General features: G+C 64.5%; 16 protein-coding genes. 9 read left to right on the top strand and 7 right to left on the bottom strand.

Annotation, left to right across the window (positions count from 1 at the left end):
• The first annotated feature begins 7 nt into the window (after positions 1-7).
• The 5 genes from GOX53_RS03345 to GOX53_RS03365 all read left to right on the top strand — a co-directional run bounded on the left by GOX53_RS03345 (position 8) and on the right by GOX53_RS03365 (position 7,588).
• Complete coding sequence (locus GOX53_RS03345) at positions 8-1,246, top strand: aspartate kinase (protein ID WP_171173591.1); 1,239 nt, start codon at positions 8-10, stop codon at positions 1,244-1,246.
• A gap of 46 nt (positions 1,247-1,292) precedes the next feature.
• On the top strand, positions 1,293-3,536 hold the full coding sequence (ptsP, locus tag GOX53_RS03350) for a phosphoenolpyruvate--protein phosphotransferase (protein WP_171173592.1): 2,244 nt from the start codon (positions 1,293-1,295) through the stop codon (positions 3,534-3,536).
• A 160-nt stretch (positions 3,537-3,696) separates the two neighbouring features.
• A complete protein-coding gene (gene zwf / locus GOX53_RS03355) occupies positions 3,697-5,142 on the top strand; it encodes a glucose-6-phosphate dehydrogenase (RefSeq protein WP_171173593.1) in 1,446 nt (481 codons plus the stop codon).
• A gap of 1 nt (position 5,143) precedes the next feature.
• Positions 5,144-6,949 carry a phosphogluconate dehydratase gene (gene edd, locus GOX53_RS03360; RefSeq protein WP_171173594.1) on the top strand — a complete coding sequence of 602 codons (1,806 nt, stop codon included), beginning with the start codon at positions 5,144-5,146 and terminating at the stop codon, positions 6,947-6,949.
• A 3-nt stretch (positions 6,950-6,952) separates the two neighbouring features.
• Entirely contained in the window at positions 6,953-7,588 is a 636-nt protein-coding gene (locus GOX53_RS03365; protein ID WP_171173595.1) for a bifunctional 4-hydroxy-2-oxoglutarate aldolase/2-dehydro-3-deoxy-phosphogluconate aldolase, read from the top strand.
• Between the two features lie 219 nt (positions 7,589-7,807).
• Here GOX53_RS03365 and GOX53_RS03370 read toward each other — a convergent pair whose 3' ends face one another.
• A complete protein-coding gene (locus GOX53_RS03370) occupies positions 7,808-9,676 on the bottom strand; it encodes an ABC transporter ATP-binding protein (protein WP_171173596.1) in 1,869 nt (622 codons plus the stop codon).
• A gap of 274 nt (positions 9,677-9,950) precedes the next feature.
• On the opposite strand from GOX53_RS03370, the gene GOX53_RS03375 reads away from it, so the two are divergent.
• On the top strand, positions 9,951-11,156 hold the full coding sequence (locus GOX53_RS03375) for an alanine--glyoxylate aminotransferase family protein (RefSeq protein ID WP_171173597.1): 1,206 nt from the start codon (positions 9,951-9,953) through the stop codon (positions 11,154-11,156).
• 80 nt (positions 11,157-11,236) lie between these two features.
• Here GOX53_RS03375 and GOX53_RS03380 read toward each other — a convergent pair whose 3' ends face one another.
• Positions 11,237-11,416, bottom strand: a complete 180-nt coding sequence (locus GOX53_RS03380; protein WP_171173598.1) for a hypothetical protein — start codon at positions 11,414-11,416, stop codon at positions 11,237-11,239.
• 73 nt (positions 11,417-11,489) lie between these two features.
• A complete protein-coding gene (locus GOX53_RS03385) occupies positions 11,490-12,596 on the bottom strand; it encodes a pyridoxal phosphate-dependent aminotransferase (RefSeq protein ID WP_171173599.1) in 1,107 nt (368 codons plus the stop codon).
• 94 nt (positions 12,597-12,690) lie between these two features.
• Between GOX53_RS03385 and GOX53_RS03390 the strand changes: the two genes are divergently transcribed.
• Both GOX53_RS03390 and GOX53_RS03395 read left to right on the top strand, forming a co-directional pair.
• Positions 12,691-13,761, top strand: coding sequence for an SMP-30/gluconolactonase/LRE family protein (locus GOX53_RS03390; RefSeq protein ID WP_171173600.1), 1,071 nt, complete (start codon positions 12,691-12,693; stop codon positions 13,759-13,761).
• Positions 13,762-13,836: 75 nt separating this feature from the next.
• Entirely contained in the window at positions 13,837-14,619 is a 783-nt protein-coding gene (locus GOX53_RS03395; protein ID WP_171173601.1) for a crotonase/enoyl-CoA hydratase family protein, read from the top strand.
• A gap of 85 nt (positions 14,620-14,704) precedes the next feature.
• On the opposite strand, the gene GOX53_RS03400 is transcribed toward GOX53_RS03395, so the two are convergent.
• The 4 genes from GOX53_RS03400 to GOX53_RS03415 all read right to left on the bottom strand — a co-directional run bounded on the left by GOX53_RS03400 (position 14,705) and on the right by GOX53_RS03415 (position 20,328).
• The gene (locus GOX53_RS03400) at positions 14,705-15,037 is read right to left on the bottom strand and encodes a DUF1992 domain-containing protein (protein WP_171173602.1); all 333 of its coding nucleotides are present in this window, start codon (positions 15,035-15,037) and stop codon (positions 14,705-14,707) included.
• Between the two features lie 81 nt (positions 15,038-15,118).
• Positions 15,119-18,283 carry a valine--tRNA ligase gene (locus GOX53_RS03405; protein ID WP_171173603.1) on the bottom strand — a complete coding sequence of 1,055 codons (3,165 nt, stop codon included), beginning with the start codon at positions 18,281-18,283 and terminating at the stop codon, positions 15,119-15,121.
• A 341-nt stretch (positions 18,284-18,624) separates the two neighbouring features.
• On the bottom strand, positions 18,625-19,365 hold the full coding sequence (locus GOX53_RS03410; protein WP_171173604.1) for a dienelactone hydrolase family protein: 741 nt from the start codon (positions 19,363-19,365) through the stop codon (positions 18,625-18,627).
• A gap of 66 nt (positions 19,366-19,431) precedes the next feature.
• A complete protein-coding gene (locus GOX53_RS03415; RefSeq protein WP_171173605.1) occupies positions 19,432-20,328 on the bottom strand; it encodes a phytanoyl-CoA dioxygenase family protein in 897 nt (298 codons plus the stop codon).
• Between the two features lie 104 nt (positions 20,329-20,432).
• On the opposite strand from GOX53_RS03415, the gene GOX53_RS03420 reads away from it, so the two are divergent.
• Positions 20,433-21,347, top strand: coding sequence for a LysR family transcriptional regulator (locus GOX53_RS03420; RefSeq protein WP_171173606.1), 915 nt, complete (start codon positions 20,433-20,435; stop codon positions 21,345-21,347).
• The last annotated feature ends 9 nt before the right edge of the window (positions 21,348-21,356 follow it).

Consider the following 21,356-nt stretch of genomic DNA (forward strand, 5'->3'; position numbering starts at 1 on the left):
CGGACCCATGCCCGTACTCGTGATGAAATTCGGCGGCACCTCGGTCGCCAATCTCGACCGCATTCGCCGTGTGGCGAAACGCATCGGCGTGGAAGTGGCCAAGGGCTATGACGTGATCGTCATCGTCTCGGCCATGTCGGGCAAGACCAATGAGCTGGTCGGCTGGGTCGACGAAATCTCGCCGCTCTACGACGCGCGCGAATACGATGCGGTTGTCTCGTCGGGTGAAAACGTGACCGCCGGGCTGATGTCCCTGACCCTGCAGGAAATGGATATCCCCGCCCGCAGCTGGCAGGGCTGGCAGGTGCCGCTGATCACCAATGGCGCCCATTCCGCGGCCCGGATCGAAGAGATCCCGACCGAAAACATCAACCAGAAATTCGGCGAAGGCATGCGCGTCGCCGTGGTGGCAGGCTTCCAGGGCATCAGCCCCGAAGGCCGCATCACGACGCTGGGCCGGGGCGGCTCGGACACCACCGCCGTCGCTTTTGCCGCCGCCTTCGGTGCCGAGCGCTGCGATATCTACACGGACGTGGACGGGGTCTACACCACCGACCCGCGCATCTGCGAAAAGGCGCGCAAGCTGGACAAGATCTCGTTCGAGGAAATGCTCGAACTGGCCTCGCTGGGGGCCAAGGTGCTGCAAACCCGCTCGGTCGAGCTGGCGATGCGCTACAAGGTGAAACTGCGCGTTCTCTCAAGCTTCGAGGAACAATCCGACGAGGCCGGCACGCTGGTCGTCGACGAGGAGGAAATCATGGAATCCAATGTAGTCTCCGGTGTGGCCTATTCCCGGGATGAGGCCAAGATGACAGTTCTGTCGGTGGCCGACCGCCCCGGCATCGCCGCCACCATCTTTACCACGCTCAGCGATGCGGGCGTGAACGTGGACATGATCGTGCAGAACATCTCGGACGAGGGCCGCACCGACATGACCTTTTCCTGCCCCACCGAACAGGTGGCGCGGGCGGAAAAGGCGCTGCTGGACATCAAGGCAGCGGGTGAACTGAACTATGCCGAACTGGTCGCCGACAACGATGTCTGCAAGGTCTCGGTGGTTGGTATCGGCATGCGCTCGCAATCCGGTGTGGCGGCCAAGATGTTCAAGGTACTCTCGGATGAGGGGATCAACATCAAGGTCATTACAACCTCCGAGATAAAGATTTCCGTTCTTGTGGACCGGAAATACATGGAACTTGCCGTTCAGGCGCTGCATGATGCGTTTGAACTGGACAAGGCGGCCTGATCATCCCCATCTCGGGCCCGCCTGACACCCAAAGGCTATAGGTCCCATGGCGGATGGAACCGAATCGGAATCCCGCAAGCTGCTGCGGCGGCTGCGCGAGGAAATGGCCAGCGAGGCCGCTGGTCAGGAACGGCTGGACCGCATCACGCATCTGATCGCGGACAGCATGGCCTCCGAAGTGTGCTCGATCTACCTGTTCCGCGACAGCGAGACGCTGGAACTGTGCGCCACCGAAGGGCTGGCGCCCGAGTCGGTGCATAAGACCCGGATGCGCATGGGCGAGGGGCTGGTGGGCCGCGTCGCCATGTACAGCAAGGTGATCAACACGCCCGACGCGCCCTCGGCCAAGGGCTTCCGCTACATGCCCGAGACCGGGGAAGAGCGCTATTCCTCGTTTCTCGGCATTCCGATCCAGCGGCTGGGTGAAAAGCTGGGCGTGCTGGTGGTGCAGTCGCGCGAGGCGCGCGAGTTTTCCGCTGATGAGGTCTATGCGCTGGAAGTGGTCGCGATGGTGCTGGCAGAGATGGCTGAGCTGGGTGCCTTTGTGGGCGAGGGCGCGGCCCTGTCGCCCCTGCACCAGCAGTCGGTGGTGCTGACCGGCGGCCCGGCGCAGGAAGGGTCGGCCGAGGGCCATGTCTGGCTGCACGAGCCCCGCGTGGTCGTCACCAACCCCATCGCCGAAGACCCGCACACCGAATTGGAGCGGCTGAGCGAGGCGGTCGAGGAACTGCGCGTCGGCGTCGACAAGATGCTGGAAATGTCCCAGGACGGCGACAAGGAACAGCTGCAAGTCCTTGAAGCCTACCGGATGTTCGCCAACTCCCGCGGCTGGATGCGGCGCATGGAAGAGGACATCTCCCGCGGGCTGAGCGCCGAGGCGGCGGTTGAGAAGGAACAGTCGCAGGCGCGCGCTCGGATGAGCCAGGTCTCGGACCCCTATCTGCGCGAACGGCTGGCGGATCTGGACGATCTCAGCAACCGGCTGCTGCGCATCCTGACCGGGCAGGGCAACAATATCGGCGCCGAACTGCCGCCCGATCCCATTCTTGTCGCGCGCAATATCGGCCCCGGCGATCTGCTGGAATATGGCCGGGCGCTCAAGGGGATCGTGCTCGAGGAAGGTTCGGTCGGCTCGCATGCCACCATCGTCGCCCGTGCGCTGGCGATCCCGCTGGTGGTCCATACCGGGCGGATCACCACCGAGGCGCTGAACGGCGATCATATCCTTGTCGATGGCGATCAGGGCGTGGTGCATCTGCGGCCCGAGGACACCGTTGTCGGCGCCTTTCGCGACAAGATGGCGATGCAGGCCAAGGCGCAGGAACGCTACGCCTCGATCCGCGAAACCCTGACCGAAACGCGGGACGGTCACCGCATCAATCTGGTGATGAATGCGGGCCTGATGGCGGATTTGCCGTCGCTGGAAAGCTCGGGTGCCGAAGGAGTTGGCCTGTTCCGGACCGAGCTGCAATTCCTGATCCGCAACCAGATGCCGAAACGGCAGGAGCTGGTGGCGCAATATGCGCGGGTGCTGGATGCGGCCAAGGGCAAACGCGTGGTGTTTCGCACCCTGGATATCGGCTCGGACAAGGTGCTGCCCTACATGAAACACGTGGCCGAGCCGAACCCGGCGCTGGGCTGGCGCGCGATCCGGGTCGGTCTGGACAAGCGCGGCGTGATGCGGATGCAATTGCAGGCGCTGATCCGCGCCGCCAATGGCCGCCCGCTGACCATCATGTTCCCCTTCGTGGCGCAGGCCGAGGAATTCCACGCCGCCCGCTTCGAGGTCGACAAGACCATCGCCCGGGAAAAGCGTCTGGGTCACGCGTTGCCGGAAACGCTGGACGTGGGCGCGATGCTGGAAACGCCGTCGCTGGCCTTTGCCCCGCAGAAATTCTTTGACGAGGTGGGGTTCATCTCGGTGGGCGGCAATGACCTGAAACAATTCTTCTTTGCCGCCGACCGCGAAAACGAGCTGGTGCGCCGCCGTTATGACACGCTGAATGTCAGCTTCCTGACCTTCATCGAACGGATCGTCGAGCGTTGCAGTATCTCCGGCACCCCGCTCAGCTTCTGCGGCGAGGATGCCGGGCGCCCGGTCGAGGCTTTGTGTCTGGCCGCCATGGGGATGCGCACCCTGTCGATGCGGCCTGCCTCCATCGGTCCGGTCAAAAGCCTGCTGTTGCGCTCGGATCTGGGCGAGATCCGTAAGATCATCTCGGACGCCCGTCACCGGGGCGAGCAAAGCGTGCGCCCGGCGGTCATGGAGTGGCTGCGCAACCAGACCTGACGCTTGCCGCGGCGCAGCATTCAGCAGCACACTTGCGTTTTCGGCCAAGTCGTTTATGTAGGGCGCCAGATAAATGTTAGCGATAACATTTGAGCGTAGCAACTCCGCGCCCGGGCAGGTGTAAGCCTGACCGGGACCCGAGCCCAAGAGGAGCCCCGCCATGGTCTCACGCGTGATTCCGGTGGATCCGTTCGATCTCGTACTGTTCGGCGCGACAGGGGATCTGGCCCAACGCAAGATTCTGCCCGGGCTCTACCACCGGTTCGAGGTGGGGCAGATGCCCGAAGACGCCCGGATCATCGGCACCGCCCGGTCCGATATGGACGATGCGGCGTTCCGGGCCGTTGTACAAGACGGCATAAAGCAGTTCGCGCCCGAGTACAAAACGGACATTCTGGCCCGCTTCCTTGACTGCGTGGAATATATCCCGGTCGATGCGCTCGGCGATGCGGGCTGGCCGGAGTTGAAGAAAAAGCTGCGCCCCGACGCGGTGCGCGCCTTCTACCTGTCGGTCGGGCCGTCCCTGTTCTCCGGCATCGCACAGCGCCTGCATGACCACGGTCTTGCCACACCCGAAAGCCGCATCGTGGTCGAAAAGCCCTTTGGCCGCGATCTGGCCACGGCCAAGGCGCTGAACGCCGGGCTGCGCGCCTGTTTCGAAGAGCATCAGATCTACCGGATCGACCATTATCTGGGCAAGGAAACGGTCCAGAACCTTATGGCGCTGCGCTTTGCCAACTCGCTGTTCGAGCCGCTGTGGAACGCCACCCATGTCGATCACGTGCAGATCACCGTAGCCGAAAGCATCGGCGTGGACGGGCGCGGCGCCTATTACGACCAGTCCGGCGCCATGCGGGACATGATCCAGAACCACCTTGTGCAGCTTCTGTGCCTGACCGCGATGGAGCCACCCTCGAAATTCACGCCCAACTCGGTTCGCGACGAAAAGGTCAAGGTGATCGAGGCGCTGGAACCGGTGGAGCAACAAGACATCGCACGCGGGCAATACAAGCCCCAGAACGGCGAAGACGGCTATCTCGATCACGTCGGCGATCCGAACAGCCGCACCGAGAGCTACATTGCGCTCAAGGTCCATGTCGGCAACTGGCGCTGGGCCGGGGTGCCGTTCTACTTGCGCACGGGGAAACGGCTGCGCGCCCGCGAATCCGAGATCGCCGTGGTGTTCCGCGACCCGCCGCACACTATCTTTCCCAATGTGGGGCATCTGCGCGGCAACGTGTTGGTGATCCGCCTGCAACCGGATGAGGGGATCACCCTGCGCACCACGATCAAGGACCCGGGGCCGGGCGGTTTCCGTCTGGCGGACGTATCGCTGGACATGAGCTTTGCCGAGGCGCTGGGCGCCGATGTGCGGCCGCAGGATGCCTATGAGCGGCTGGTGATGGACGTGATCCGCGGCGACCAGACGCTCTTCATGCGCGGGGACGAGGCCGAGGCCGCATGGGCCTGGGTCGATCCGATCATTCAGGGCTGGGAAGGCGGCCGCGACCGGCCCGCGCCTTATGACCCGGGCAGTTCCGGACCCGAGGATGCACTGATGCTAATGCATCGCGACGGGCGGCGCTGGCGCCAGATTGGGGGTTGAGATGGTTCATCAGGTACTTGTTGACGTCACTGAACGCATTATCGAGCGCAGCGCGGCAGAGCGCGGCGCGTATCTTGAGCGGATGGCACAGGCCCGTTCCGCGGGCCCGGCACGGGCGCATCTGTCCTGCAGCGGGCAGGCGCATGCCTATGCCGGGGCTGGGCCCGATCAGGAAAAGCTGGCCATCGGCAGCGCCGGGCATTTGGGCATCGTGACCAGCTACAACGACATGCTCTCGGCCCACCAACCGTTCGAACGCTACCCAGAACTGATCCGTCAGGCGGCCCGCGCCGCGGGAGGCACGGCGCAGGTGGCGGGCGGGGTTCCCGCAATGTGTGACGGAGTCACGCAGGGTGCGGCGGGGATGGAGCTGTCGCTCTTCTCGCGCGACGTGATCGCGATGGCCGCAGGCGTGGCGCTCAGCCACAACACCTTTGACGCCGCCGTCTTTCTGGGCGTCTGTGACAAGATCGTGCCGGGTCTGGTGATCGCCGCGCAGGTCTTCGGGCATCTGCCGACCGTCTTCCTGCCCGCCGGACCGATGACCAGCGGGCTGGCCAATGACGAAAAGGCCAAGGTCCGCCAGCAATTCGCCGCAGGGGAATGCGGGCGCCCGGAACTGATGGCCGCCGAGATGGCCGCCTATCATGGCCCCGGCACCTGCACCTTCTATGGCACCGCCAACACCAACCAAATGCTGATGGAGTTCATGGGCCTGCACCTGCCGGGCTCGAGCTTTGTGACCCCGAACACGCCCCTGCGCGACGCGCTGACCGAAGAGGGCGCCCGCCGCGCCCTGTCGCTCAGCGCGCTGGGCAATCATTATACGCCGGTTTGCGATGTGCTCGACGAAAAGGCCTTTGTGAACGGTATTGTCGGGCTGATGGCCACCGGTGGCTCCACCAACCTGCTGATCCACCTGATCGCGATGGCGCGGGCGGGGGGGATCGTGCTGGACTGGCAGGACTTTTCCGAGGTCTCCGCCGTGGTGCCTCTGGTCGCGCGGGTCTATCCCAACGGGCTGGCAGATGTGAACCATTTCCACGCCGCAGGCGGCCTCGGCTACTCCATCGCCACGTTGCTGGAGGAGGGGCTTTTGCATCCCGACACCCAAACGGTGGCGGGGCAGGGGCTGGCCCACTACACGCAGGAACCCAAGATCAAGGATGGCGCGCTGGTCTGGGAAGATGGCGCAGGCCACAGCCTCAACGACAAGATCCTGCGTCCGGCCTCGGACCCGTTCCAGCCGACCGGAGGGCTGTCGCGCCTGACCGGATCGCTGGGCACGGCGGTGATGAAGGTCTCGGCGGTGGCGCCCGAGCATCGGCAGGTGGAGGCGCCGGTACGCGTGTTCCACGATCAGGATGAGGTCAAGGCCGCGTTCAAGGCGGGCGAGCTGACTGGCGATGTGATCGTGGTGGTCCGCTTCCAGGGTCCCAAGGCCAATGGCATGCCCGAGCTGCACTCGCTGACCCCCATCCTGTCGATCCTGCAGGGCAAGGGGCAGAAGGTGGCGCTGGTCACTGACGGGCGCATGTCGGGCGCGTCAGGCAAGGTGCCCGCCGCGATCCATGTCTGCCCCGAAGCGCTGGACGGCGGCCCGATCGCCTATCTGCGGGACGGCGATCTGGTGCGGGTGGATGCGGTGAACGGTGATCTCGAGATCCTGACCGACGGCGTGCTGGACAGTGTGCCAGCGCAGGCCGATCTGTCGGGCAATCACTATGGCGTCGGGCGCGAGCTTTTCGCCACATTCCGGGCGGCCGTTGGATCGGCCGATGCCGGCGCAAGCGTGTTTGGAGGCTGAGACATGACATCGAATTCCGCGCGGGCGCGCGACATCTGCGGGCTGGCCCCGATCGTTCCGGTACTGGTGATCGAGGACGCCGCACAGGCCCGCCCGCTGGCCGAAGCGCTGGTGGCCGGCGGTCTGCCCGCGCTTGAGGTGACCCTGCGAACTCCGGCGGCATTGGATGCGATCCGCGCCATGGCCGAGGTGCCGGGCGGGGTTGTAGGCGCGGGCACGCTGGTTACGCCCGACGACGTGCGAGCGGCCAAGGAAGCCGGAGCGCAGTTCGGTGTGTCTCCAGGTGCGACCGATGCGTTGATCGCGGCCTGCGAAGCCGAAGACCTGCCACTTCTTCCCGGTGCCGCCACCGCCAGCGAGGCGATGCAGCTGCTGGCACGCGGCTATGACATGCTCAAGTTCTTCCCTGCCGAGGCTTCGGGCGGTGCTCCTGCCCTCAAGGCTATCGGTGCGCCCCTGCCGCAGATTTCGTTCTGCCCCACCGGCGGTGTGTCCCCAGCCAACGCACAAGACTACCTGTCGCTGCTGAATGTCGTCTGCGCCGGAGGCAGCTGGGTGGCGCCAAAGGACAAGGTGCAGTCCGGCGATTGGGCCGGAATCGAAGCGCTGGCGCGCGAGGCTGCAACACTGGCGCGGTGAGCGCCGCGGGGTTCCGCTCATCGCTCTTCTCGTGGTCCGGAATCAAGGCACGTAGTGCCGCCGGGCCGCGCCCTCCCTCCCCTTTGGGAGGGCGCACTGGCAACGTTGTGCGCAGATCGGACGTCGTCGGGACTTTTGAGATAAACTGCTTATTTTGTACGTTGTGGCGCCCACCCGAGGGAGGGCGCGGCCCTCTGTTGGGCTCACGAGGTCTCGCGCCTAAGCGGATTTGTTCCCGATCATCCGGGTCACGACCCGCCGCAGCCATCCTTGCTGCTGAGTTTCCGTCTGGATCGGCTGTGGTGCCAGTGCGGCCATGCCCTGCGGGTCCACAACGGTCAGCCCATCCTGGAATTGCAGCCGGTAGAGATCGGAATAGATCCCACCACGCGACAGCAGCTCGTCATGGGTGCCTTCGTCCACGACCTGTCCGCGATCCATCACAACGATCTTGTCCGCGTTGCGAATGGTCGACAGCCGGTGCGCGATCACGATCGTCGTGCGCCCGCCCGAGAGCCGGTCCAGCGCCGCCTGCACCACCTTCTCGGACTGGGCGTCCAGCGCTGACGTGGCCTCATCCAGCAACAGGATCGGCGTATCGCGCAGCAGCGCGCGGGCAATCACCACCCGCTGCCGCTGACCGCCCGACAGGGCCGAGCCGCGCGGGCCGACCAGCGTATCGAGCCCGTTTTCGAGCTTGAGCAAAAAATCCGAGACATGCGCGGCCTCAAGCACCTTTTGCAGCTCAGCATCCGAGACATCGCTTCGGCCCAGCAGGATGTTTTCGCGCAGGGTTTCGTCAAACAGCAGCGCCTCCTGCGTGACCACCGAGAACAGGTTGCGCAGATCGGGAAGGGCCATGTCTCGCACGGCCACGCCATTGACCTCGACACTGCCCTCCTGCGGGTCGACCAGCCGGGTCAGAAGGTTGAAGATCGTCGACTTCCCCGCCCCCGAGGCACCCACCAGCGCCGTGGTCTGGCCCGGCGCGGCGGTCAGCGTCAGGCCCCGCAGAACCTGAGCATCGCCATAGTCCAGCCGGACGTCGCGTAGATGGATACTCGGCAGGCCATCGGGTGCCGAAACAGGTTTTTCTGGCGATTGCAGCAGGATGGGGGCATCCAAAAGCTCCTTGATCCGCTCCATCGCCGCCGCGGCCACCTGCCAGGTGCCCGACACTGAGGCCAGCCGCCGCATCGGGTCGAAGGCCAGGCCGATGGCGGTGAAAAAGCTCATGAACTGGCCGACGGTCTTTTCCCCCGCAATTATCTCGGCGCCGCCATAGAGCAGCACACCCATGAAGCCCAGGCCTGCCATCACATCGATCAGCCCAGTGATCGATGCTGTCCCGAACGAGGCGCGCACCTCGGATCGGACAAATCCATCCACGTGGCCTTTGAATCGATCCGCTTGGTACTTCTCCAGATTGTTCAGCTTGATCGGCACGATGCCGTGAAAAATCTCGTCCAGCCGGGTCGCCAGCGTGGCCCCCAGATCGCGGGCTATGGCGGCCTTCTTGCGCACATACCGCTGTGCCGCACCGATGGGCAGGAACATCAGCGGCACGCCGACCAGCATGATCGCGGTCCAGACCCAGTCCACATTCACCGCGACACCGATCAACACGACGAGCGAGACAAGATCCTTGCCCGCCCCGGTTATGATCACCTGCCAGACATGGTTCACCGCCCCCACATCCGACTGTACCCGCTGGATCAGAAAGCCGGGCGGGTGGGTCTGGTGGAACGAAGTATCCTGCCGGATCAGACGCCCCAGCAGGTCCATGCGCAGATGCGCCTGCGTCTCTTGCGAAATCCGTGACAACAACACCTTCTGACAGACGCCCGCCAGACCGCGGACTGAGAAGATGACAAAGAAGGCAACACTCACCCAGCCGAGCGCAGAAGAGTTCCCGTTGACGAAGATCTCGTCGAACATCGGCTGCATCATGTAGCTGATTGCGCCGACCATCGAGCCTTCGATCACCATGAACAAGAGTGCGATCGCCAGCAATCCCATCCGCATGCGCAGATAGTTGCGCCAGAGCCAGCCCATCAACTCGGCTGAGGATTTGGGTTTGGTGCTCATAGGGCAGCTTTCATGTGGGGGAGAAGGGACAGATCATATGTCATGGCCGGCCCATTTAAGCAGGTCAGGGGGTTGGTGCAAGCTTCGGGGTGTTTTTCGCTGGCGGTGCCTGAGCTTATGACGCCGCCGACCGGGCGTGCAGCGCTGGCGGGCACAGCGTAGCGCGCAGCCGAACGTATACGCTGACCACCGGCTTTCGGAGTGGCGGTCAAGGCGGATTGACGCCATCTGCACTGCCGCTAGGTTGAGCGGATATGTTTGACGGACGGAATTCATGACACGGTCTCCAACTCTGGCGCATGGGCGCGGTTATCTTGCCATTCCGGGGCCTTCGGTGATGCCGGATGCGGTACTGCAGGCCATGCACCGCGCCGCACCGAACATCTATGCCGGTGAGCTGGTCGAGATGATGCCGGGGCTGACCGCCGATCTGAAACGGGTGGCGCGGACGCAGCATCAGGTGGCGATTTACATCGCCAACGGCCACGGCGCGTGGGAGGCGGCGCTGGCCAATGTGATCGCACCGAGTGAGACGGTGCTGGTTCCGGCCTCGGGCCGGTTCGCCCATGGCTGGGCCGAGATGGCGCGTGGGATTGGCGCTGAGGCCGAGCTGATAGATTTCGGCAAATCCGCGCCTTGGGACATGGACCGCATCGCCCAGGCCCTTCGCGCCGATACCGGGCACCGGTTCAAGGCGGTACTGGCGGTGCACACAGACACCTCAAGCTCGGTGCGCAACGACATCCCCGCCTTGCGGGCGCTGCTGGATGAACTAGACCACCCGGCGCTGCTGATGGCCGATTGCATCGCCTCGCTCGGCTGTGAACGGTTCGAGATGGATGCGTGGGGCGTTGACGTGACGGTCACCGGCAGTCAGAAGGGGCTGATGGTGCCGCCCGGGGTGAGCTTTGTTTTCTTTAACGACAAGGCTGCAGCGAAACGGGCGGCGATGCCACGGGTGTCGCACTATTGGGACTGGGCGCCGCGCGCCCACCCCGACGATTTCTACCAGTATTTCGGCGGTACAGCCCCGACCCACCACCTCTATGGCCTGCGGGCGGCGCTCGATATGATCCACACGGAGGGCGTGGAAAACATCTGGGCCCGACATCAGCAACTGGCCGAGGCGATCTGGGCCGCGTGCGAGGTCTGGGGCGAGACGGGCGATCTGTGTCTGAACGTGGCGGATCGGAGCTATCGCAGCCATGCCGTGACCGCGCTGCGGCTGGAGAGCCGCAAGGGCACGGCCCTGCGGGAATGGACCGACGCGCATCTTGGACTGACGCTGGGGATCGGGCTGGGCATGGCCGCGCCGGACGATCCCAACCGCGATGCCTATTTCCGGCTGGGCCATATGGGGCATCTGAACGGCCACATGGTGCTGGGCCTTTTAGGCGGGGTCGAGGCCGGTCTGACCGCTTTGGACATCCCGCACGGCAAGGGCGCGCTCGAGGCAGCGGCGGCAGTGATTGCCCGGTGAGGCAGTGAGCCTGCTTAAGCGGAGCCGTCACGCCCTCCGTCCGGCTGGCGCTGTTTCTGTCGTTTTCGCGGTGACCGTCCTCAATCCAGCCGCGCAGCCAACCAGGTGATGCCGTAGTCGATCATCACGGCCAGCACCAACGTGGCGGCAAATCCCCAAATCATCCAGACCACGAAAAAGATCCAGAGCAGGTTCACGCCCAACATCGTCAGCGCTGCGCGGGTATAGTCCGGTGCCGGTGCGATCTTGCGGTCGCGCATTGTGGCCTCCTGACATGTTTGCAGAGTCCCATCTTACCGCAAGATGCCGGATTGTCAGGTAAATCTGCCGCGATCAGGTGCGGGCGGCCGCTAGAGCCCTGGGCAGCGCCTCGGCAAAGGCGTCGAGGTCCGCCCTACGGCCGCAGCTCACCCGGATGCAGCGGTTCTGGGGGGCAGCAAAGGGCATGCGAACAAAGATGCCCATGCTCACCAACGCATCCAGAACCGCCTTGGCAAAACCTCCGTCCTGCCCGCAGTCGATGGCCATGAAATTGGTGGCCGAGGGCAGCGGCTCCAGCCCGTTCTGCCGCGCGATGTCGGCGATCCGGTCGCGGGCGCCTGCGATTTCGGACTGAACATGGGCCAGCCACTCGTTGTCATGCAGCGCCGCCAGAGCGCCCGCCTGCGCCGCGCGGTTCATCCCGAAATGGTTGCGCACCTTGTTGAAGGCCGAAATCAGCCCCGGTGCGCCGATGCCATAGCCCACACGCGCGCCTGCCATGCCATAGACCTTGGAGAACGTGCGCATGCGGATCACGCGGGGATCGTCGGCGCTGACCGGAGCAGCCGTTGCTTCAGGCGCACATTCCACATAGGCCTCGTCAAGCACCAGCAGCGCGCCCTCGGGCAGGGCCTCCATCGCCGCCACGATCTCGGCGCCGCTGTGCCAGCTGCCCATCGGGTTATCCGGGTTGGCGAGATAGACCAGCTTCGCGTCCACCTCCGCCGCCTTCGCAAACAGCGCTGCCGGGTCCTCGTGGTCGCCAGTGTAAGGCACCTTGTGCAGCACGCCGCCATAGCCAGCCACATGGTAGTTGAAGGTCGGATAGGCGCCGTCCGAGGTCACCACCGCATCGCCGGGCCCCACGAGCAGCCGCACCAGATAGCCGAGCAAGCCGTCTATCCCCTCGCCGACGATAATATTCTCCGGCTGTACCCCATGATGCGCGGCAAGCGCATGGCGCAGATCGTGGTTTTCCGGATCGCCATACATCCAGATCTCGCCCGCTGCCCGCTGCATCGCCTCGATAGCGCGGGGGGAGGGGCCGAACACGCTCTCATTCGCGCCCAGCCGGGCGTCAAACGGCGCGCCGCGCTGACGCTCCTGCGTCTCGGGGCCGACAAAGGGCACGGTGGCGGGCAGGGATTGGGCAAGCGGGGTGTAACGCGGATCGGACATGGCCGCAGATAAGCCTATGAATTGACGTGCCGCAAGGCTTGCGTCCCGCCCCGTTCAACCGCAGGCTGCGCTTGAAACCCCACGCGGAGGCACCATGCGCATTCTGTTCGTTCTATTGCTGGCCGGTTTCGGCTATCTGCTGTTCTGGCCGGTGCCGGTTCAGCCCGTGGCTTATGACCCGCCCGAGCCGCCGGGCTTTACCGGCGATTTCGCCGAGAACAATGCACTGGATGCTGCCGAACTCATCAGCCTCCCGAACGAAGAGATCGGCCCCGAGGATCTGGCGGTGATGCCCGATGGCACGATCTACACCACCAGCCTGTCCGGCAATCTCTACCGCATCGACGGGGATCGGCCGGTCGAGGTGGACCGGTTGGGCGGTCGCCCGCTGGGCCTCAGGGCCGGGCCGGACGGGGCGCTCTATATCGCGGACAGTTATCGCGGGCCGATGCGCTGGACCGGGCCGGGCACGCTGGAAAGTCTTGTGTCCGAGATCGGCGGCGCTCCGGTGATCTATGCCAATCAGCTGGACGTTGGGCGCGATGGCAGCGTCTATTTTTCGAACTCCTCGGATCGGTTCGATCCGGAAACCATGGGCGGGACCAAACCGACCTCGATTCTGACCATCTGGGAGCAGTCCGATACCGGTTATGTTGCCCGCCGTAACCCGGATGGATCGGTTGAAAAGCTGACCGAGGGCTTTGTCTATACCAACGGCGTGGCGCTGTCGCCGGATGAGAGTTTTCTGCTGATCGCCGAAACCGGACGCGCGCGGGTGCACCGGCTGTGGCTTACGGGCGAGAAAGCGGGGCAACGCGCAGTGTTCCTCGACAACCTGCCGGGCTATCCGGACAACCTCGAAGCGCAGGGCGACGGCACTTATTGGCTGGCCTTCGCCAGCCCCCGCGTGCCGTCCGAGGCGCTGATGCCGTTCCCGTTCCTGCGCAAGGTGATCTGGCGGCTGGGTCCGATGGTGCGCCCGGCGCCGATCCATCGCGGCATGATCATGCAGTTCGACGGGCAGGGCCGTATCCTGCGCACGTTGCAGGACCCGGATGGGCGGTTGGGGATCACCACCGGTGGCAAGATCGTGGGCGACCAGTTCTACGTGATGACGCTCGATTCGCCGTGGTTTGGGCGGATGCCGGTTGCGGCCATGCCCTGATCTGCCCCGACGTTCCGATGGCACCGGTGGCTTGTTCCGGGCAGACTGAAACCGACTGCGAAACAGGAGGCCCAGATGGCGCGCGTATCTGTCGAGTACAAGGACCACATTGCCCATGTCACCCTGACCCGGGGCGACAAGATGAACGCGCTGGATGACGCGATGGTCAAGGCGATCATCGCGGCGGGGCAGGAGGTTGCGGCCTCGGACGCGCGGGCGGTGGTGTTATCGGGTGAGGGCAAGAGCTTCTGCGCTGGGCTCGACATGGCGAGCTTTGCCAGCATGGCGCATATGGACCCGACCGAGTGGCTGATGACGCGCAGCCATGGCGATGCCAACGAGATGCAGGAACTGGCCATGGTCTGGCGCCGGGTGCCGGTGCCGGTCATCTGCGCGATACAGGGGGTGGCCTATGGCGGCGGTCTGCAGATCGCGCTGGGCGCGGATATCCGCATCGCCCATCCCGACAGCAAGCTGGCGGTGATGGAGATGAAATGGGGCATCATCCCGGATATGGGCGGCATGGTGCTGCTGCCTGAATTGGTCCGCTCGGACGTGCTGCGCCTGCTGACCTACACCGCCCGTCCCATTGGGGCGGCGCAGGCGGCGGAATGGGGGCTGGTGACGCAACTGGCGGACGATCCGCTGGCCGAGGCGATTGCGCTGGCTGAAGAGATTGTGCACAAGAGCCCGTCCGCCATCCGCGCTGCCAAGCGTCTGATCGACCTGGCTGAAAGCGCGGGGCGGCAAGAGGTGCTGCTGGCGGAATCGCGCGAGCAGGTGCAACTGATCGGCAAGCCAGACCAGGTGGAGGTCATCGCTGCGCAGATGCAGGGACGCAAGCCGGAGTTCAAATAGGCTTCGGGGTCTCGATCGCAGTTGCGCTTGCCCCTCACCCAACCCTCTCCCCCGAGGGGAGAGGGCTTTGGGGCAGGTGTTGAACTCAGCGCATGAACGCCCGCCGGGCGTCGCGGGCCATGTTGTAGCGCATTTCCAGATCGGCAAGGCGCGACATGGCCGCCTTGCGCTCTTCGGGATCCGTCAGGCTGACATAGTGTGTGCGGGCCGCGCCCAGTTTCTTTTTGATTTCAAAATCTTCAGGCAGAACTCCGGCCTGCGCCATGATCCTGTGACCGGCGGTCAGGGCAGGATCGCTCAGCGCCTCGGAGGATCTGTCGGGCAGCGGCGCCCCTTCGCCTTCGAGCCCCTCAAGCTGGCCTTCGGCCTGCGCCCTTCTGATCTGGCGTTCGATGAGGTTCTGAAGGTTTCGCAGCATGGCCAGAACCTAGCAAAAAACCCCGCCGGTTGCGAGGGCGGCGGGGTTCGGGATTTGCGTATTTTTGGCAAGAAGAAACGGTCAGGCGATTTCGGACAGGCGGGCGAGCGCCTCGTTGATCCTGGCCTCTTCCTCTTCGCGGGCGGCGAGGTTGGCCTTGGCCTCTTCCACCACCTCCTCCGGGGCCGAGGCCACGAATTTAGGGTTGCCCAGGCGGCCGCGCAGGCCACCGAGTTCCTTGGCGAGCTTGCCTTTGGCCTTTTCCAGCCGTTCCTTTTCGGCGCCGATGTCGATGATGTCCGCGAGCGGCAGACCGAAAGAGGCACCGGGGGCGGTGATCGAGATGGTGCCCTTGGGCAGCTCGTCCGCCTTGGTCAGGCTGTCGATCCGGGCCAAGCGCTTGATCAGCACTTCGTTCCGGTCCCACGCGGCTTGGCCGTGATCGTCGATTTCCGTAACGATCATAGGGACATAGAGGCCAGCGGGCACACGCATCTGGGCGCGGGCCGAGCGGGTGTTCTCGATCACCGAAATGACCCAGTTCATCTCGCGGTCGGCGTCCGGATCGATCAGATCGGCCGCCTTGTAGCCGGGCCAGTCGGCGTGGACGAGCATCTTTGCGCGCCCGGCGGTCAGGCCCCAAAGCTCTTCGGTGATGAAGGGCATGATCGGGTGCAGCAGGATCATGCACTGGTCCATGACCCAGGCCATCGTGGCGCGGGTTTCCTCCTGCGCGGCGGTGTCCTCACCCTGCAAGAGGGGCTTGGAGAGCTCCACATACCAGTCGCAGACCTTGCCCCAGACAAAGGCGTAGAGGGCATTCGCCGCGTCGTTGAAGCGGTAGGTTTCGAGCGCTGCGTCAACCTCTTCGCGGACACGGGCGGTTTCGCCAACGATCCAGCGGTTCACCGCGAATTGTGCGTTTTGTACGGCGTCCAGCGCGCCGATTGTCCGGCTTGTACCATCGTAAACGCCGTTCATCTCGGCAAAGCGCACCGCGTTCCAGAGCTTGGTGCCGAAGTTGCGGTAGCCGGTGATGCGCTCGCGGCTGAGTTTCAGCACGCCGCCAATTGCCGCCATCGAGGCGTTGGTAAAGCGCAGCGCGTCGGCGCCGAACTCATCCACGATCTCGAGCGGGTCGATGACGTTGCCGGTGGTCTTGGACATCTTCTTGCCCTTCTCGTCGCGGACGAGCTGGTGCAGGTAGACCGTGTGGAACGGGATCTGATCCACCACGGCCAGTTGCATCATCATCATCCGGGCGACCCAGAAGAACAGGATGTCGAAACCGGTGATCAGGACATCCGTCGGGAAATAGCGTTCGAGCTCGTCGGTCTGGTCCGGCCAGCCCAGCGTGCCGATGGGCCAGAGGCCGGACGAGAACCAGGTGTCGAGCACATCGGGGTCGCGCCACACCGGATAGACCAGTTTGGTCGGATCCTGTTCGACGGCATACTGGGCGAGGCTTTCGGCGAACTGGTGGATCGCTTCATGCTTGTCGGCAACTTCGACAACGGTTGCGTGGCTCAGCGGGCTGGGGATGTTGGCGTTGTCGTCCAGAAATCTATCGACCGCAGCGTCAAAGCTCGACGCACATTCCATGACATTGCCACGGTGCAGCATGCCACCTTCGTTCAGCAGACGACCGAGTTCGACCAGATCGAGGTCGCCATCGTTTTCGTCCCTGAAATCCTCCGCCGACAGATCGAGGCCATACCAGACCGGGATCTGATGCCCCCACCACAGTTGGCGCGAGATGCACCAGGGCTCGATGTTTTCCAGCCAATGGTAATAGGTCTTTTCGCCCGACTCGGGGATGATCCTGACGGTGCCGTCCTTGACCGCATCCAGCGCGGGTCCGACCACCTTTTCGGCGTCGACGAACCACTGGTCGGTCAGCATCGGTTCGATGACAACTTTCGAGCGGTCACCGAAGGGCTGCATGATCGGTTTGGACTCGACCAGCGGAACCGCTTTGTCGGCGCCCTCGTGCTTGGGTTTCAGCGCGGTCGCGCCCAGACGCGGATCATCGGCGCGGGTCATCACGGCGAGACCCTCGGAGGTGATCTCTTCGACCACTTTCGCGCGCGCCTCGAACCGGTCGAGCCCGCGCAGGTGATCGGGGACCAGGTTGATTGCGTCGATTTCGCCCTCGGTGAAGTCCTTGCCGCGGGCGTAGTCCTGCGCCTTGCCCGCCTCGTCGGCATAGGGCGCGCCGTCGGCCCGCATCGTGCCGCGGGTGTCCATCAGGCGGTAGCAGGGGATATTGCCGCGCTTGGCCACAGCGTAGTCGTTGAAGTCGTGCGCGCCGGTGATCTTGACCGCGCCCGAGCCGAAATCCGGGTCCGGGTAGTCGTCGGTGATGATCGGGATCTGGCGGCGATGCTCTTTCGGGCCAACCGGGATTTCACAGAGTTTCCCGACGATTGGTGCGTAACGTTCATCCGATGGATGAACCGCAACCGCGCCGTCGCCCAGCATGGTTTCGGGCCGGGTGGTGGCGATGGAGATATAGTCGCGCTCTTCCTCGAGGGTGACGTTCCCGTCCTCGTCCTTCTCGACATAGGTGTAGGTCGCGCCGCCCGCGAGCGGGTATTTGAAGTGCCACATGTGGCCCGCGACTTCGATATTCTCGACCTCGAGGTCCGAAATCGCGGTTTCGAAATGCGGGTCCCAGTTGACCAACCGCTTGCCGCGATAGATCAGGCCCTTTTCGTACATGTCGACGAAGACCTTGATCACCGCGTCATGGAAGTTGGCCGAATTCTCATGCCCCGTGCGCGGATCGCCCGCCGCACCGGCCATGGTGAACGCGTTGCGCGACCAGTCGCAGGAGGAGCCGAGACGCTTGAGCTGCTCGATGATCGTGCCGCCGTATTCGCCTTTCCATTCCCAGACCTTTTCCAGGAATTTCTCGCGCCCCAGCTCACGGCGACCGGGCTGTTGGGTGGTGGTCAGCATCTTTTCCACCTGCATCTGGGTGGCGATGCCTGCGTGGTCCTGGCCCGGCTGCCACAGTGTGTCGAACCCGCGCATCCGGTGCCAGCGGATCATGATATCCTGCAGCGTGTTGTTGAAGGCGTGGCCCACATGCAGCGCACCCGTCACGTTGGGCGGCGGGATCATGATGGTAAAGCTTTCGTCGCGCGACTTGTTCGCGCCCGCCTTGAAGCAACCGGCCTCTTCCCAGGCCTTGTAGAGGCGCGTCTCGGCCTCGGCTGCGTTGAAGGTTTTGTCCATCGCCATGGGGCTGTTCCTGCGTGATCATATCCGTGGTCAGCGCCTGCAATAGCGAATGGGCGCGGGAAGGGAAAGGCTTTGTCCCCATTTCCCGGGTCAGCGTGGGTGGAGGGCGCGGGATTTGCGTATTTGGGGCAAGAAGAAGCGGGTAACCGCATGTTAACCCTGCCCGCTGCAAGCTGTGTCTGCGGTACAGGCTGGCGAGCCGATGACCGCGCGAGGAGAAGCGGCCCGGCGGCCTTGGATCGGCTTCGGCTGTACCTTTGGGGCCGGGTGCGCCCTCCTACTTCTTCTTGCTGAAAATACGCAAGGTCCTGCGGTGGAAGCATGCCGCTCCGGCGGAGAGATCAGCCGGAGCTGGCCGCTTGCGCGAAGCGGTCGCGAAAATAGGCCTCAACGCGCTGGTAGGCCGGTTCAAGGAAGTCCAGCGTCAGCAGCGAGTGGTCGCGTCCGGGGAATTCCACGGTGGTCAGGTGGCACCCGAAGGCGGTTTCGAGCGAGCGCATCAGGCATGCTGGGGCCATGCGGTCGCCTTGGTAGCGCATGGCCAGTCCCGGGCCCTTGCGCGCCATGCCCGAGCGGGCGGCGGTGATGTCGTCGGTGCTCATGTGCAATTCGTCGCCGCCAAAGACCGGCAGCGCGGGCTGGCTGGCGACACCGCCTAGCACAGCGTCTTCGGCCATCAGGGTCAGGGCGAAGCTGCCGGTCAGGCACATGCCGATGACGCCGAGGCCGGGGCCGCCCTCGCGCGATTGGATGTCGCGCACCAGGGCCCGCATCCAGTCGGCGATGGGGCTTTGGCGGCCCTTCCAGAACATCTGGAACTCGCGCCGGATGCAGAACAGTCTCAGCAGGTTGCGCTTGGGTGTCAGCTTGCCGAAGGTGCCGAAGAGGTGGGGCAGGTAGACCCGGAACCCGGCGGCGTTCAGCCGTTCGGCAAGTGCCAGCGTTTCGGGGCCGATGCCGGGAAGTTCCTGGAGGATGAGAATGGGCGGGCCGTCGCCGCCCACATGCACGTCATGCGTGGTCTCGGTGCCGGTGGAAAGCGCCGCCGAGAAGGGGAATATGTGATCCGCCTGCCAGCTCATTGGCGGAGCGTAGGGGAATTGGCCGGGCAAATCTATGCGGCGCGGGTCCTTCCGACGCGCGCTTTGTCAGGAGGAGGGTGCCACTGCCTGATACATTGACACCGTTTTGTTGGTGCCCTCGGTCAGGGCTTTGGCCTGGTCCGTGCGGATCTTTTGATGCAGGTCCAGCGCCTTGGGGTCGAACAGGGTCTCGGGCGGGTCGATATGGATGAAATTGCTGCTGTGATCCGCGCCGCGCGCCAGCATCGCGTAGTCGCGATCGGCGACCTGCTGGCGCGCGTTGGGGTTGAGATAGCGGATCGCCATTCCGATGCGCCGATCGTCCGAGGCATTGGGGCCCGAGCCGTGGATGGTCAGGCCGTGATGCAGCGACATCTGCCCCGGTTGCAGTTCGATGTGGGTCTTGTCCTTGTCGGCGACCTCAACCGCGATCTCCTGCCCGCGCGAGAGCAGGTTGGTGTCCGAGAACGTATCGTTGTGCGGCAGGATAGGGTTCCTGTGGCTGCCCGCCACCAGATCCATGCAGCCGCTGGCGGTTGTGGCCGGGGACAGTGCCAGCCAGGCGGTCACCTGATCCGAGGTTTCGCCCATGCCCCAATAGGTCAGGTCCTGATGCATGCTAACGATCTGGGTGGTGCGGGGCTCCTTGATGAAGAACTCGGCCGACCAGATCAGCAGGTCGGGGCCGAGGATGCCCTGAACCACATCGAGGATGCGGGGATCGCGCGCCAGCCGGGCCACCATCGGCATGACCACGTGGCTGTTGAGGCGTTTGTACATGCTGAGCGGCAGGGGCAGGTCGGTCTCGCGCCAATTGGCCTCGATCCGTTCCAGTTCGGCGCGCAGGTCCGCGGCCTCGGACGGGGGCAGGATCTGGAACGGGTAGAGAAACCCGTCCTCCCAATATTGCGCGATCTGGGCGTCGGAGAGGTGGCCGTTTTCAAGGGGCAAGTGCGTGGGCATGGGAGGCTCCGTTTCGTGCGTTGGGGACAGTTTAGGCGGGGTTTGCGCGGGCTCAGAACGGTTTGTCTTGCCGGTCAGGGTAAGTTTTGCTTAGCCTGAAGCCCATGGCATCCCGCGTTCCCTCCCTGAACTGGCTGCGCGTGTTCGAAGCGGCGGCGCGTACCGAGAGCTTTGCCCGGGCGGCGGCGCAGCTCAACATGTCGGCGGCGGCGGTCAGCCAGCAGGTCAAGGCGCTGGAGACGCGGCTGGGCACGCCGCTGTTTCACCGCCACGCCCATGCGGTCACGCTGACCGAGGCCGGGCGGGCTTATCTGCCCAGCGTGCAGCAATCGCTGCTGATGCTGGAGACCGCCACCTCGGGCCTGTTTGGCGAAAGCCGCGAGCAGAGGCTTTATGTCCAGTCCATCCTGCTGTTTGCCCAAGGCGTGCTGGCACCGGGTTTGGGCGGGTTTCGGCGCGATCATCCGGATGTCAATCTGGTGCTGAGCACCGGCAGCGACGCGGTGGATTTCGCCAACCGGTTCGCGGACCTGCAGATCGTCTTTGGCAATCCGGCGCAATTTGGCGTCGAGAGCGATCTGCTCTTGTCCGAGGTGATCTATCCCGTGGCCCTGCCCGAACTGGCGGATCAGATCCACCGGCCCGAGGATCTGCTGCGGTTTGCCCTGATCGACGTGGCGGCGCATCGCGCCGGGTGGCCGCACATGTTCGAGGTGCTGCGTCTGTCGCCCGGCGGCGCCCGGTTCATGGTCTCGGACAACACCATCATGGCCGCGTCACTGGCCGCCGAGGGGCAGGGCGTGGCGCTGGCCCGGGCGCCCGCCAGCGACAGTCTGATGGCGCGGTTTGGCCTGGTGCCGTGCCTGTCCGATATCGCGGTGCCGGGGCGCGAATCCTACCATCTGGTCTATGACGACCGCGACCTGTTGCGCCCGCCCGCGCGCATGTTCCGGGACTGGCTGCTGGATTATCTGCCCCGATCTGGCGCGTCCTCTGGACATCGGGTTGCGGCAGGCTAGTCTCGCGCT

The sequence above is a fragment of the Ruegeria sp. HKCCD8929 genome (genome assembly GCF_013031405.1).
GTDB lineage: Bacteria > Pseudomonadota > Alphaproteobacteria > Rhodobacterales > Rhodobacteraceae > Ruegeria.